Source organism: Streptomyces sp. NPDC028305 (assembly GCF_055569495.1).
Genome location: NZ_JBVHTN010000007.1, coordinates 95350 through 109048, shown reverse-complemented (window position 1 = coordinate 109048; position 13699 = coordinate 95350). Strand labels below are relative to the sequence as shown.

Here is a 13699-nt window from a genome sequence, read left to right as displayed (position 1 = left end):
GCCTCACATCAGGTGAACCTCGACACTGAAACCCTTGGCGAGGACGCGGTTCATGCACGCGGCATGAGCGCCCAGGTACTGACGCGTCGGGGCCGCGTCGGACTCCAGCGTCAGCAGGACGTAGTCCTCCGCGCCCTCGGTGTCCGTGCCGCAGAAGCAGCAGCGGAGTCGCTCCAGCTTTCCGGAGCCGCCGCCTTCCGTCGTCATTCCCACCGCCCTTTGTCGATCTGGTTCTGAACATACCGCGCGGTGGCGTCCTTCATGGTCGTCGTCGGAGCTCCGCTGGGGTTGCCCATGTCACGTACCACGATGTCGTAGGTGCCGTTTCCGTTGTCCAGGACCTTCACGATCTGGCCGTCCTCCTGGAAGTACATGGTCCCGTTGCCCCATACGTGGTCGACGTCCACTCCCCGCTGGCCGCGCCGGAGCTGCCCGTGCACATCGCGCTGGTTCGTTCCCCCGTTGTCTCCGCCGCTGTCTCCCCCGTTGTTCCCTCCGCTGTCGTTCTTTCCATCGCCCTCCTTCTCGTAGTCGGGGCTCAGTCCCAGCGGGTCGGTCCAGGTGTGAGGGTTTCGGACGTAGGCGACCGGGTTGGGGGCGGGCTCCAGGCCGAGTGGATCCGGGGCGGTGTAGCGGGCGGTCTCGGGATCGTAGTAGCGGTGGAGGTTGTAGTGGAGGCCACTTTCGGGGTCGTAGTACTGGCCCGGGAAGCGCAGCGGGGTGTACGCGGTGCTGCCGCGGGCCCAGGTCGTGGTGCCCCACAGCGTGGTGCGGGTACGCCAGGCGATATCCCCTGTCTCGTCGACGAGTTCGGACGGGGTGCCGACCAGGTCGGTGACGATGGCGAAGAAGCGCCGGTCGACCTCGCGCTGCCCGGTGGTGTCCGTGATGCGCTCGGACTGTGCGAGAGGCCGTGTCCCGTCGTGGTCCCAGGTCAGGGTCACCAGGTCGGAGCCGCCCGGGACGGTGGTGGTCTGCTCGGCGAGGGTGGCGCCGTCCCAGGTGAAGTCGGTCCGCTCCAGAACCGTCTCGCCGTCGGCGGCCAGTCGCTGCTTGGCGGTGCGGCGGCCGAGGGGGTCGTAGAGGTAGCGCCACACCGTGCCGTCAGGGGTGGTCACGGAGGTCAGATGGTCCTCGGCGTCCCACGCGTAGCGCCAGGTGTCCGGCTTCTTCGACAGGCGGTTCTTCTGCCGCAGGGTGACCCGGCCCGCCGCGTCGTGTTCGTAGCGGACGCGGCCCGCGCGGGTGATGCGGGTGCCGGTGTACGCGCGCTCGCCGGTCGCGTCGGCGCCGGGGTGCTTGGCGGGCCACGTGGCGTGGGTCTGGTTGCCCGCCTGGTCGTAGGCGTAGGTCTCGCTCCACCGCCTGGCGTGAACGGCGGTGACCCGGCCCATCGCGTCCAGCTCGAAGGAGCGGTGGCCGCGTAACTGGTCCTCGACGCCGACCAGATGGCCGTCGGCCCGGTAGGTGTAGGCGCGGCGCTGCACCGTTCCGGCCGAGGGCCCGGTCAAGGCCTGCTCGGCCAGGCGGCCCGCCGGATCCCAGGCCTGGGACAGGGACAGGCCGCCCCCGACATGGCGGGCGATCTCACGTCCGGAGGCGTCGTGTTCGAACGCGAGGGTGCGGCCGGAGGCGGTGAGAGTGGTGCGGTGGCCCGCCGCGTCGTACGCGTAGGTGGTGGTGGCGCCGCCGGGGGTGGTCCGGCGGATGCGGCGGCCCAGGGCGTCGTACTTGTGCGTCAGCACGCGCCCGTCCGCCATCTCGCACTTCACACGGCCCATTCGGTCCCGCTGGAGGACGATCTCGGCGTCCGGGCCCGCGGCCGAGACCAGACGTCCGGCCGGGTCGTAGGCGTAGGTGGTGGTCAGGCCGTCGGCGTCCTTGGCGACGACGCGGCCCAGCACATCGCGCGTGTAGGCGATACGCACGCCCAGCGGGGTGATCCGCGCGACCATCTGCCCCGCAGCGTCGTGCTCATAGCGCGGTGTACGGTCGTCGAAGTCGGTTTCGGATATCAGCCGTCCCGCCGGGTCGTACTCATAACTCCAGGTGAGCCCCTTGGGGTTGGTGACCTTGGTGAGGCGCAGCTCCGCGTCGTGCTCGAACTCGTAGCGCGCGCCGTCCGGGTGGGTCTCGGCGGCGAGCAGGTCGAAGTGGGTGTACTCGTACGAGGTCACCCCACCTGTCTCGTCGACGTGGTTGGTGCAGTTGCCCTCGCCGTCATACGTCCAGGTCTCCTGGGCGCCGTCGGGATGGGTGCGGCGCAGCAGCTTGCCCTCGACCGACCACTCCAGGCGGGTCGTGGCGCCGAGCGGGTCGACCATGGCGACGGGGCGGCCGAACGCGTCCCGGCGGTAGGCGGTGACCGCGCCGAGGGGATCGGTGATCTCCACCGGCAGGCCCGCGGAGTCGCAGCTCACCCGGGTGATCTCGCCCAGGGCGTTGCCGACCGATGCCAGACGGCCCAGCTCGTCGTGGGTGTACCGGGCGATGTTCCCCGTGGGATCCGTGGTGGCGACGCGGTTGCCGCGCTCGTCGTACTCCTGGATCCACAAAGCCCCGTCCACGCTGGTGAACGTGGTCAGCAGCCCCAGGTCGTTGTAGGTGGCGTGCGACTGTTCGCCGTCGGGGCGGGTGAGGGCGACCAGGCGGCCGGATTCGCTGTAGCGGTATTCCGTACGGCGGCCAAGTGCGTCGGTGTGGGCCAGCATTCGGCCGTAGCGGTCGTACTCGGTGTGGGTGCGGGCGCCCATCTGGTCGATCCGGCCGACGACCTGGCACGCGTCGTTGACCAGGTGCTTCATCGTGTGGCCTGCGGCCGTGGTGACGGTGGTGATGCGGTGGCCGGTGCGCTGGTCGACGCCGTGGTAGTCGACCCGGATGGAGACATGGCCTTCGGTGCCGCCCTCGGCGATGCAGCGGTGGCGGTTGTCGTAGACGTAGTCGTAGCGGCGGTCGTTGGTGTCCGTCCAGGAGATCACCCGGCGCTCGTCGTCGTACTCGAACCGCAGCGGCAGACCGGAGGAGTTGATGACCTCGGTGAGGTTGCCGTCGGTGTAGCCATAGCGCACCAGCGTCAGATCCGAGCCGTCGGACGCGGCGCCGGACAGGCACAGGGCGGTGATCCGGCCGCCCTCGGTGGTGAACTTCAGGTGGTAGCCCGCCGAGTGGACGATGTCCGTGGGCGTGCCGTCGGGGGCGTGGTGGAAGGCGATCCGGTTGCCGTTGCGGTCGCGGATCTCCTCGATCGGCGCGATCCCGTCGGCACCGTCCCGAGGCGCGGTGAAGAGGTAGGTGAGGCCGGCGTCGGTGTCGGTGACGGTGTACGCGTCCCCCTCCGGCGAGCGCTCCAACGGCCAGCGCGCGACCCCCGCCTTCGGCAGGGTGGGCAGGTCGGGCGCCGGGTGCGGATAGTCGAGCAGCCGTCCGTCCTCGCAGACGAAGATCACACCCTCCGGGCCGATCTCCAGGTGCTGGTCGGCCGTGCTCGCCCACGACGGGCCGAACCACCGGCCCGCCGTGTAGCCCGACTCGACCTGACGCCGGAACACCAGCGGCAGCACGCCGGGCAGGGCGACATCCCGCTGCGGCAGGAACATCCGGCCCGTGGCGAAGTCGATCGGGTCCGAACCTTCCTTCTCCTTCTTCCGGTTGGGCGTCGACGGTCCCTCAGGACCGTTCTCGTTCAGATGGGCGCGGCCGGGCGGCTTCACCTCCGCCGCCCGCCTGCCGAGACCCATGGCCTTCTTGACACCGCCCAGGCCCTTGGTGCCGATCAGCTCCGGCACCAGCCGGCCGATCCCCTCACCCGGGTCCTTCTGGAAGGTGTCCCACATGCCGCCCAACGTCCCCCACGGGTCGTTGGCCACACGCACCAGACCGGCGGCCGTGTTGTTGAGACTGGTGACGTACTCCGCGGGGTGGGTGATGTTGTACGGATCCAGGGGGTTGAGCTGCCGGGCGAAGCTGGCGATGCCGACGGTCCCCTTGACGATGCCGCCCACGAAATGCGACGCGTCCAGGTTCAGCCCGTTCACACCGTCCATCAGCTGCCTGGCGTACGAGGGCTTGGCCGGCGCCTTGTCACGCGCCGTCTCCACCGCCGCCTTCGAGGTCGTCTGCGCCTCGTTCCGCTGCCGCCGCGCCTCCTTCAGAATGTCCTGCGCGGCCTGGACATCCGCCGTCCCCGGGTCATGGAACTCCCCCGGCTTCTCCGGCAGTGTCGACTTGTCACGCTTGTCCGACGGCTTCGCGTTGTACGCGTCCACCGCCGTGTTGTACGCCGACACCTTGTCGTTGTGCGCCGACCGCGCGTCGTCCGACGCCTTCTTGCCCTTCTTGTAACGCGCGATCGCGGTCTCGGCCTGCTTCTGAGCCCAGTGCACCGTTCCCGCGAAGTTCTCCAGCGCCCCGGCCGCCTTCTCGCACGCGTCCGCGGCCGTGAACCACTTCTTCGGCTCGACCGACACACTCTCCCGAAAAGCATCCGCCGACTTGCCCTTGAGATGAGCGGCGTCCAGCCCCTGCAACCCCTTGCCCACATTGTCGAACGCGGTCTGGAAGTCCTTCAGATGGTTCGCGGTCGAGCGCAGTTTCTCCGGGCTGCCGTGCACCAGCTTCTTGGGATCCTCGGACTCGCCCAACTGCATCTCGTCGACATCCGCGCCCAGCGCGTTCGCCGCCGAGTCGGTCTTCTCCCGGACCCAGTCCGCACCGCTCTCCCAGCCGACATCGTCCAGCCGGTCCGCCGTCCAGTCACCGGCGACGTCGATGGCCTCACCGACGTCCTCCACCCGGTCCTCGACCCAGTCCTCCAACGAGTCCGGAACGAAATCCCCAAGCCCCATGGACGCTTATCCCCCGATCAGCGTGGATGTGCCAGCCGCCTTGCCTTGGCTGTCGTGTTGCTGTGCCGTCCTGTGTCCCGTGTCGTACCGCGGGCAGCGGCCGCTACTGTCCCTCTTGCTGCTCCTGCTGCCGGGCGCGCTCCTCGGGAGAGGGCCCGAAGGTCTCGTCCAGCTGCTGGTTGAACTGCTGGTCGTCGATCCCGAGCAGGTCGTTCATCATGTCGGTGCGCATTCCGCCGTTGCCCTCGGTGAGCAGGGCGCGCCCGGTGTCCTTCCAGGTCTGACCCATCTCGTCACCGGCCCGCTCCCAGGACGCCGCGCTGTAGTCCGGCATGTCGGGGGTGAAGATGTCGCCCCAGCCCTGCTGCGCGACCTCTTCCTCCGTCAGGTGCGGATTCCCGGTCGGCGAGAGGGCGTTCACGGTCACCTTCAGGGTGTTGCCCCAGTACTGGTCCTCTTCCCACATCAGACCCGCGGCCAGGCCCAGCCGGTTGGCTATCTCGTTCGCGTCCTGGACGAGCGCCCGGACGCCCCACTCCCAGCGGTCGCAGAACCCCTCGAAGGCATCGGCCAGGCCCTTGCCCCCGGCCTCCATCTTGGACATCGTCATGTCCGAGAACCCGGAGCCCTGAAGCGCGCCGGTGTTGTCCCCGACGTCCTTGAGTTCGCCGATCGCCGCCCGCAGACCCTTGGTGATCAGGTCCACGGACTCCTTGCCGACATTGAGATCCCCGTCGTTGCTCACTGTCCGGCCCCCTGTGCCCGCTCGCCGCCGACTCCGCCGTCGGCCCCGTCGTCGTCCATGTCCACCGCGACCTCGTCCGGGACGATCCCCCGCACCGGCGGGAACATCATCGACCCGTCCTCGTCCGCCACGTCCACCGCGACGCCCGCGGGGCGGCCCATCTCCGGAACCATCACATCCAGCAGCCGCGCGCCGAGCACGGCGGCGTACTCCCACTCCTGGCCCGGGGCGGAGCCGCGCGCGGTGGCGAACCGGGCCAGCGCGGACTCGTCGGTGAAGGCGTAGATCCAGCGGATGCCGCCGTACTCGGCCGTCATGAAACCGTCATCGGCCACCGGCACCAGGACGGCCGTGCGCCGGAACTCGCCGACCATCGCGGCGGGATCACCCGCACCCGCGCGCACCGCGGCTATGTGCTCTGCCAGTTCCATGGGCCCCCCGTTCCCGTGTCACCTGTGTTCATCAGCTGTGTGCACCAACTGTGTTCACCAGCTGTGTTCACCAGCTGTGTGCATCAACGACATCCCAGGTCACCGTACCCTCGTAGGATCCCATGATCAGGGGTCGCGTCGTCCACTGTTGCAAACCTCGTACAAACGATGTCTCAGTCACCCGGGGCGGCGTCCTGGTACGCCTCGCCGCCCAGTTCGAGGGCGGCGGTGCCCGCGGTGACGTCCGCCAGCCAGCCGCGGAAGGCGTCGACGTCCGCGTCGGGGAGCCCCAGCTCGATGGTCACCGCCTCGGCGTAGCGCACGCCGCGCACCGCGCGTCCGGTGGCCCGCAGGTCGTTCTCGAGCCGTCCGGCCCGCTCGTGGCCGACGGTGACGGTCGCCAGCCGGAACCGCTGCCGGGTGACGGTGCCCAGCGCGTCCAGGGCCTCGCCGACCGCGCCGCCGTAGGCGCGGATCAGCCCGCCCGCGCCGAGCTTCACGCCGCCGTAGTAGCGGGTGACGACGGCCACGACGTAACGCATCTCCCGGCGCAGCAGCATCTGGAGCATCGGCACCCCCGCCGTGCCGCCCGGCTCCCCGTCGTCGCTCGCCTTCTGGACGCCGCCGTCGGCGCCGATGACATAGGCGTAGCAGTTGTGGGTGGCGGAGGGGTGCTCGTCGCGGACGCGCCGGATGAACTCCTGGGCCTCGTGCTCGGTCGCGGCGGGCGCGAGGGAGCAGAGGAAGCGCGATCTGTTGATCTCGATCTCGTGCACGCCCGCGCGCGCGACCGTCCGGTACCGCTCCTGCATCGGACCACCCTATGCCTTCGGCTTTCGGAGATCGCCGGGGGGAATGGCCCGGGGCCCGTGTTCGTTGCCGAACGCAGATGACCATCCGGCCAGACGATGTCCAAGCAGGAGGCAAGCGTGTACGGCGATCCGGCGGAGATCCGCGAGATCCTCACCGAGCTCGGTGACACCTGGGCGGTGGTGGGGCTCTCCTCGAACCAGTCGCGCGCGGCGTACCGGGTCGCGGAGGTGCTCCAGCGGTACGGCAAGCGGATCGTCCCCGTGCACCCGAAGGCCGAGACGGTGCACGGGGAGCAGGGGTACGCGTCGCTGTCCGACATCCCCTTCGCGGTGGACGTCGTGGACGTGTTCGTCAACAGCGAGCTCGCGGGCCAGGTCGCCGACGAGGCCGTGGCCATCGGCGCCAAGGCGGTGTGGTTCCAGCTGGGGGTGGTCGACGAGGCGGCGTACGAGCGCACCCGCGGCGCGGGGCTCGCCATGGTGATGAACCACTGCCCCGCCATCGAGATCCCCCGGCTGGCCTGACCCCGCGGCGGCTGCCCCTCGCCGGACCGCCACCGAAGCGGCGGTCCGGCGCCCGGGGCTCAGACCCCGAGGCCCTCCAGGACCTCCGCTCCCGGCAGCGCGGCGAGCGCCTTGCCCGGCAGGATGAGCTTGCCGCGGCGGCTGCCGCTGCCGATGAGGACGTTCGGGGTGTCGGCGACGGCCGCGTCGATCAGGAGCGGCCAGCCGGCGGGCAGGCCGATCGGGGTGACGCCGCCGAACTCCATGCCGGTCTCCCCGAGCGCCGTCTCCATCGGCGCGAACGAGGCCTTGCGGGCGCCGAGCCGGCGGCGCGCCGCGCCGTTCACGTCCACGCGGGTGTGGGAGAGGACCACGCACGCGGCGAGGGTCACCTCTCCGCCCCGCTTGCCCGCGACCACCACACAGTTCGCGGACTGCTCCAGCAGCCAGGCCCCGTAGTGATCCACGATGGCGGCCGTGTCGGCCATGTCCGGGTCCGTGTCCACGTACAGCACCTGCTCCACGGGCAGCGGGCCGCGCCAGGCGCGCAGGGCGTCGGCCACCGGCGCGGTCAGCAGGTCAAGGCATTCGACGGCGGGACGGGCATCGTCGAAGGCGTCCATCGGCGTACTCATGTGGTCAAGTTAGCAGCGCGTCCGGGGCCGATCCGCCGCCCGCACGGCTCGCGGACCGGAGCCTCAGCGCGCCGGGGGCACCGAGACGGTCATGGTCATCACCACCGGCTCCGTGCCGTCGTTGCGGTAGCCGTGGGGGACGCTCGCCTCGAAGGCCGCCGAGGAGCCGGCCGGCACCGGATAGGTCTCGTCGCCGACGGTCAGGATGGCCTCGCCCGCCGTGACGTGCAGCAGTTCGTAGGTGCCGGACGGATGCGGGTCCGACGCGCTGCCCTCGCCCGGCATCAGCCGCCACTCCCACATCTCCAGCGGGCCGTGCGCCTCCGCGCCGACCAGGAGGGTGCTGTGGCTGCCGGCGTCGGTGGACCACATCCGCACCGCCTGGCCCGCGGATACCAGCTGGACCCGGGGGCCGCGCTCCTGGTCGAGCAGGGTGGTGATGCCCACCCCGAGCGCGTCGGCGAGCTTGACCGTGGTGCCGACGCTCGGGTTGGTACGGGCCTGCTCGATCTGGATGATCATGCCGCGGCTGACCCCGGAGCGGGCCGCGAGGGCGTCGAGCGTGAAACCGCGCTCATTGCGCCGGCGTCTGAGGTTGCGGGCGAGGGCCCGGGTGAGCTGGTCGAGGTCCGTCACGATCCGTCCGTCCAATATTCTGAATGATGGAGTCGAGCAAACCGAACTGCGGTGTGGTGCACTCCAACGTCCATCACACTGTACGGCGGGCCTCCCGCGGCTACCGTGCCACTCAGCGCCGTACGGTGCGGCGGCGACGGATGACACCAGGGAGTGGGCCATGGCCGAGCGGGCGTTGATCGCGGGTGTGGGCGGCAAGGAGCCGAAGGTCGACCCGGAGGCGTTCACCGCCCCGACGTCCGTGGTGATCGGCGATGTGGCGCTGGGCGCCGGGGCGAGCGTCTGGTATCACGCGGTGCTGCGCGGCGACACCGAGGCGATCAGCGTGGGGGCCGGGAGCAACATCCAGGACAACTGCACGGTGCACGCCGATCCGGGGTTCCCGGCCACCGTCGGCGAGCGGGTGTCGGTGGGCCACAACGCGGTGCTGCACGGCTGTGTCATCGAGGACGATGTGCTGGTCGGCATGGGCGCCACCGTCCTCAACGGCGCCCGGGTCGGCGCCGGCTCCCTGGTGGCCGCGCAGGCGCTGGTCCCGCAGGGGATGCAGGTGCCGCCGGGCTCGCTGGTCGCGGGGGTGCCCGCGAAGGTCAGGCGGGAGCTGACCGAGGAGGAGCGGGAGGGGATCCGGGCGAACGCGGCGGGCTATACGGAGCTGGCCCGCCACCACCGTGACGCCGTGCTGGAGCGCGAGGACCGGGAGCGGCGGGCCTGAGCGGACCGGGCGGGCGGGGTCAGTCGGCGGCCGGGACGGGCTCCGGCTCGGCCGCCCCGGACTCGGCGCGCTTGGCCGCCTCGGCCTTCTTCGCGCGCCGCTTCATCACGAGCATCGAGCCGAGGCCGAAGAGCAGCGCCGCCACCAGGCCCAGCCAGGAGAAGCGCTTGAGCCAGTCCTCGGCGACCTTGCCGACCGAGTAGATGACCGCGGTGGTGCCGCCCGCCCAGACGATGCCGCCCAGCACGTTGGCGATCAGGAACTTCCAGTAGGGCATGCGCAGGCATCCGGCGAGCGGGCCGGCGAAGATGCGCAGCAGCGCGATGAAGCGGCCCACGAAGACCGCCCACATGCCCCACTTGTGGAAGTATCGCTCGGCGGTGGCCACGTGCTCGGCGCTGAAGTGCTTGGGGAATTTCCGGCCCAGCCAGTTCAGCAGCGGCTGGCCGCCCTTCCGGCCGATGAGATAGCCGATCGAGTCGCCGATGATGGCGCCCGCGACGGCAGAGGCGCCCAGAATGTATGGATCGATATGGTCCTGGGAGGCCGCCAGCAGGCTCGCGCTGACGAGAATGATCTCCCCGGGGAGCGGGATACCCAGGCTCTCCAGGCCGATGACCAAGCCGACCAGCAGATAGACGCTGACCGCGGGTACGGTCTCGAGCCATTCCTCGATATGCAACGCCGGTTCCTCCCCAGACGGCCGGACTTTTCCCGGCGTGCGCCGATTCGGCGCACGCCGGGAAGCCTACTCAATCAGCGCGGGCTCGCCACATCGCACAGGCCACACTGATGATCATGAGGGCGCCGCGCTCTCCGCGACGCTCCCTCCCCTGGAGATGGTCTGCGGGGCCGTCCCGGTTCCCGGTGAGCGGCGCGGCGTGCGAGAGCCGGTCGCACCGAGGGGTGGCCATAGCCGTCGCCCCTGGTCCCCCTTATGGTTACTGGCCATGTGGCCAGGACAGCAGCCGCCCGGGGGCGAGCCGAATCCGCAAGATCCGAACCCCTATCAGCAGCCGGGGTATCACCAGCCGAACCCGTACCAGCAGCCGGGTTACCACCAGCCGAATCCTTATCAGCAGCCCCAGCAAGGGCAGCCGCAGCAACCCCAGCCGCCACAGCCACCGGCCCCGCAGCCACAGCCGCCGCAGGGGCAGTACCCACCGCAGGGGCAGCCGCAGCCGGCGTATGGCATGCCCACGCAGGCCTGGGGCGGCCCCGCCGCGCAGCCCGGCCCGCCGGAGCCGCCGCGGAAGAAGAACCGCACGGCCGTCATCGCCGTCGTCGCGGCGGTGGCGGTGGTCGCGGCCGCCGGGGTGACCGCCGTGTTCGTGCTGAACAAGGACGACAGCAAAAAGGACGAGGCGAAGACCGACAAGAAGCCCTCCGCCACCGCGCCCTCCTCCGCGAGCTCACCCGCTCAGGACGGCGGCGGCGACGAGGAGGACAACCCGCGCGCGGGCGTGACCGCCAAGCCGGTCGTCCCCGGCTGGAAGACGGTCGTCAACCCCAAGCGGCACGACGCCTTCGACGTCCCCGCGGGCTGGTATGTGGCGTCGCCCGACACCTTGAGCTCGTACTCCAAGGACGGCAAGCCGATCATCTCGATGACCGGCCCCGCCTACTACAAGAAGGAGAACTGCACGGTCAAGGACAAGAAGACCGGCCTCACCGGCTCCAGCCCCCTGGCCGGAACGGGCACCAAGGGCGCCCAGGGCGCCAAGACCCAGGCCGAGGCCGCCAAGAACGAGGCGCTCAACTGGGTCTACGCCGTCTTCGACCAGGAGAAGACCGGCACCTTCAAGTACACCAAGCCGAAGAAGTTCACCAGTGACCACGGCATCACGGGCTACTCCTCCTCGGCCACCGTCACGGGTGTGAAGAAGACCGACAAGTGCTCGTCGGACGGCAAGTCCTTCACCGTCACGTACACGGACATCAACGGCGACTTCGCGACCTGGGTCCTCTACGCGGCGAAGGGCGTCAAGGACGAGGTCCCGGACGAGACCATCAAGAAGATCATGAGCACGCTGCGGCCACTGAAGTCCACCTCCTGAGCCGGTCCGGCTCCCCCGTCGATTCGGCTTCCGGGCCGATCCGGCTGAAATCCGCTTGGCGTCGGGGCTCGCCCCCGGGGATAGTCCGCTGGTGACTACCCCTTCAACCGCACGCCGGCGACCACACCGCCCCGCCTGGGCCGGCCGCAACTACAGCCTGCTGACCGCCGCCGCCGTGGTGACGGGCCTCGGCAACGCCGGAGCCCTGATCGCGGCGGCGTTCGCGGTCCTGGAGGCCGGCGGGGACGGCGGCGACGTGGGCCTCGTCGCCGCGGCGCGCACCGTCCCGCTCGTCGTCTTCCTGCTGATCGGCGGCGCGATCGCGGACCGGCTGCCGCGCCACCGCGTGATGGTCGCGGCCAACACCCTCAACTGCCTGTCCCAGGCCGCCTTCGCCGCGCTCGTGCTGTCCGGCGAGGCACGGCTGTGGCAGATGGCCCTGCTCTCCGCGCTCGGCGGCACCGGGCAGGCGTTCTTCTCCCCCGCCGCCGAGGGCATGCTGCTCTCCAGCGTGGACGGCGAACAGGCCAGCCGCGCCTTCGCGGTGTTCCGGATGGGCACGCACGGCGCGCAGATCGGCGGCGCGGCGCTCGGCGGCGCGCTCATCGCGGCCTTCGGCCCCGGCTGGGTCCTGGCCGTCGACGCCGCCGCCTTCGCCCTCGCGGGCCTCCTGCGGGCCTTCCTCGACGTCGACCACGTGGCCAAGCGCGAGAGCGGCGGGCTGCTGCGGGATCTGCGCGACGGCTGGCGGGAGGTGGCGAGCCGGGCCTGGCTGTGGGGCATCGTGGTGCAGTTCTCGGTGGTCAACGCCGTGGTGGCGGCGGCCGAGGCGGTGTACGGGCCGCTGGTCGCCGAGGAACACCTGGGTGGCGCGCGCCCCTGGGGGCTCGCGCTCGCCGCGTACGGCGCGGGAACCGTGCTGGGCGGGCTGCTGATGACGCGCTGGAAGCCACGGCGGCTGCTGCTGGTCGGCACGGTGTGCGTGTTCCCGTTCGCCCTTCCGTCGGCCGCGCTCGCCGTCCCGCTGCCCGTCCCCGCGCTGTGCGCGGTGATGTTCGTCGGCGGGGTCTCCATCGAGGTGTTCGGCGTGTCCTGGATGACCGCGCTGCACCAGGAGATACCCGAGGACAAGCTGTCGCGGGTCGCCGCGTACGACTGGTTCGGCTCGGTGTCCATGGTCCCGATCGCCACGGCGCTCGCCGGACCGGCCGAGAGCGCCTTCGGCCGCACCGCCGCGCTGTGGGGGTGCTCGGTGCTGATCGTGCTGCTGACCCTGGCCGTGCTGGCGGTGCCGGACGTACGGCAGCTGCGGCGGCGCACCGCCGGGCCCGCGCCCGTCGCGGAGGGCGGCCCCGGCGAGCCGGACGGGACGCGGCCGGACGGGACACAGCCGGACGGCAGGGAGCCGGACGGGACGGAGCCGGTCAGCCGATACTGAAGGCGCCGCCCGGCGGCTCGGGCGAGGGCACCGCGTCCACGTCCCGTACGGGCGCGGCCCCTCGGACGAAGCGCTCCAGCGCCGCGCCGTGCTCGACCCGCGCGGGGAAGGTGTCGGCGGCGGTGCGGCGCGCCAGGCCGTCGATCGGGAGTTCGCGGTCCGAGGCCACCAGCACCGCGTTGCCGAACCGGCGGCCGCGCAGCACCGCGGGCTCCGCGATCAGGCACACCTGGGCGAAGGCCGCCTGGAGCGTGGCCACTTGGGAGCGGAGGAAGGTGAAGGGCGCGCCGTCGGCGAGGTTGGCCGCGTAGTGGCCGCCCGGCCGCAGCGCCCGGGCGGCGGCGCGCGCGTACTCGACGGAGGTGAGGTGCGCGGGGACGCGCGAGCCGCCGAACACATCGGCCACGATCACATCGGCCGACGCGCCGGGAGCGGCCTCCAGCGCGGTACGGGCGTCCGCCCGGCGCACCGCGATCCCGGCGGCGGCGGGCAGCGGCAGCCGCTCGGCGACCAGATCGAGCAGCCCGCCGTCGGCCTCGATCACCTCCTGCCGCGAACCGGGGCGGACGGCCGCCACGAAGCGCGGCAGGGTCAGCGCGCCGCCGCCCAGGTGCAGCACGTCCAGCGGGGTGCCCGGGGCACCGGTGAGCTCCAGGACGTGCGCGAGCCGCCGCGCGTACTCGAACTCCAGGTGGGTGGGGTCGTCCAGGTCGACATACGACTGGGGGGAGCCGTCCACCGTGAGCAGCCAGGCGCGCGGCCGGTCCACGTCCGGCATCAGCTTGGCGGTGCCCCGGTCCACGTCCCTGATCACGGGTATCGGCTCGTCCACGCTCATATTGTGCCGCGTGGAACGCGCGGCTCCGGCCGCCCCGGTGC

The 13699-nt window shown here is 71.2% G+C and carries 13 protein-coding genes; 4 read left to right on the top strand and 9 right to left on the bottom strand.

The annotated features are described in order from the left end of the window. Positions 1–3: 3 nt before the first annotated feature. The 5 genes from ACZ4WQ_RS30225 to ACZ4WQ_RS30205 all read right to left on the bottom strand — a co-directional run bounded on the left by ACZ4WQ_RS30225 (position 4) and on the right by ACZ4WQ_RS30205 (position 6835). Positions 4–207 (bottom strand): hypothetical protein, encoded by a 204-nt coding sequence (locus ACZ4WQ_RS30225; protein ID WP_385346291.1) that lies wholly within the window; start codon positions 205–207, stop codon positions 4–6. Then, complete coding sequence (locus ACZ4WQ_RS30220) at positions 204–4847, bottom strand: putative T7SS-secreted protein (RefSeq protein ID WP_398373158.1); 4644 nt, start codon at positions 4845–4847, stop codon at positions 204–206. The genes ACZ4WQ_RS30225 and ACZ4WQ_RS30220 overlap by 4 nt, the downstream gene beginning before the upstream one ends. 103 nt (positions 4848–4950) lie before the next feature. After that, the gene (locus tag ACZ4WQ_RS30215; RefSeq protein ID WP_311729516.1) at positions 4951–5592 is read right to left on the bottom strand and encodes a hypothetical protein; all 642 of its coding nucleotides are present in this window, start codon (positions 5590–5592) and stop codon (positions 4951–4953) included. Beyond that, positions 5589–6023 (bottom strand): SseB family protein, encoded by a 435-nt coding sequence (locus ACZ4WQ_RS30210; protein WP_311729517.1) that lies wholly within the window; start codon positions 6021–6023, stop codon positions 5589–5591. The genes ACZ4WQ_RS30215 and ACZ4WQ_RS30210 overlap by 4 nt, the downstream gene beginning before the upstream one ends. Before the next feature lie 173 nt (positions 6024–6196). Further along, the gene (locus tag ACZ4WQ_RS30205) at positions 6197–6835 is read right to left on the bottom strand and encodes a YigZ family protein (RefSeq protein ID WP_311729518.1); all 639 of its coding nucleotides are present in this window, start codon (positions 6833–6835) and stop codon (positions 6197–6199) included. Between the two features lie 117 nt (positions 6836–6952). Between ACZ4WQ_RS30205 and ACZ4WQ_RS30200 the strand changes: the two genes are divergently transcribed. Then, positions 6953–7360, top strand: a complete 408-nt coding sequence (locus tag ACZ4WQ_RS30200; protein ID WP_311729604.1) for a CoA-binding protein — start codon at positions 6953–6955, stop codon at positions 7358–7360. Positions 7361–7419: 59 nt separating this feature from the next. Here ACZ4WQ_RS30200 and ACZ4WQ_RS30195 read toward each other — a convergent pair whose 3' ends face one another. Next, complete coding sequence (locus ACZ4WQ_RS30195) at positions 7420–7974, bottom strand: YbaK/EbsC family protein (protein ID WP_385346284.1); 555 nt, start codon at positions 7972–7974, stop codon at positions 7420–7422. A gap of 63 nt (positions 7975–8037) precedes the next feature. Further along, positions 8038–8610 (bottom strand): helix-turn-helix domain-containing protein, encoded by a 573-nt coding sequence (locus tag ACZ4WQ_RS30190; RefSeq protein ID WP_385346282.1) that lies wholly within the window; start codon positions 8608–8610, stop codon positions 8038–8040. A gap of 160 nt (positions 8611–8770) precedes the next feature. Here ACZ4WQ_RS30190 and ACZ4WQ_RS30185 point away from each other — a divergent pair, with 160 nt between their 5' ends. After that, complete coding sequence (locus ACZ4WQ_RS30185; protein WP_385346281.1) at positions 8771–9325, top strand: gamma carbonic anhydrase family protein; 555 nt, start codon at positions 8771–8773, stop codon at positions 9323–9325. 19 nt (positions 9326–9344) lie between these two features. On the opposite strand, the gene ACZ4WQ_RS30180 is transcribed toward ACZ4WQ_RS30185, so the two are convergent. Further along, entirely contained in the window at positions 9345–10007 is a 663-nt protein-coding gene (locus ACZ4WQ_RS30180) for a DedA family protein (protein ID WP_311729522.1), read from the bottom strand. Positions 10008–10518: 511 nt separating this feature from the next. On the opposite strand from ACZ4WQ_RS30180, the gene ACZ4WQ_RS30175 reads away from it, so the two are divergent. Together ACZ4WQ_RS30175 and ACZ4WQ_RS30170 are read left to right on the top strand one after the other, a co-directional pair. Beyond that, positions 10519–11382 carry a DUF8017 domain-containing protein gene (locus ACZ4WQ_RS30175; RefSeq protein ID WP_311729523.1) on the top strand — a complete coding sequence of 288 codons (864 nt, stop codon included), beginning with the start codon at positions 10519–10521 and terminating at the stop codon, positions 11380–11382. A gap of 91 nt (positions 11383–11473) precedes the next feature. Continuing rightward, positions 11474–12820 (top strand): MFS transporter, encoded by a 1347-nt coding sequence (locus tag ACZ4WQ_RS30170; protein ID WP_398373151.1) that lies wholly within the window; start codon positions 11474–11476, stop codon positions 12818–12820. Here the strand turns inward: ACZ4WQ_RS30170 and ACZ4WQ_RS30165 are convergent. Then, positions 12807–13652 carry a spermidine synthase gene (locus ACZ4WQ_RS30165; protein ID WP_311729525.1) on the bottom strand — a complete coding sequence of 282 codons (846 nt, stop codon included), beginning with the start codon at positions 13650–13652 and terminating at the stop codon, positions 12807–12809. The two genes, ACZ4WQ_RS30170 and ACZ4WQ_RS30165, sit on opposite strands and share 14 nt — an antisense overlap. Positions 13653–13699: the final 47 nt, after the last annotated feature.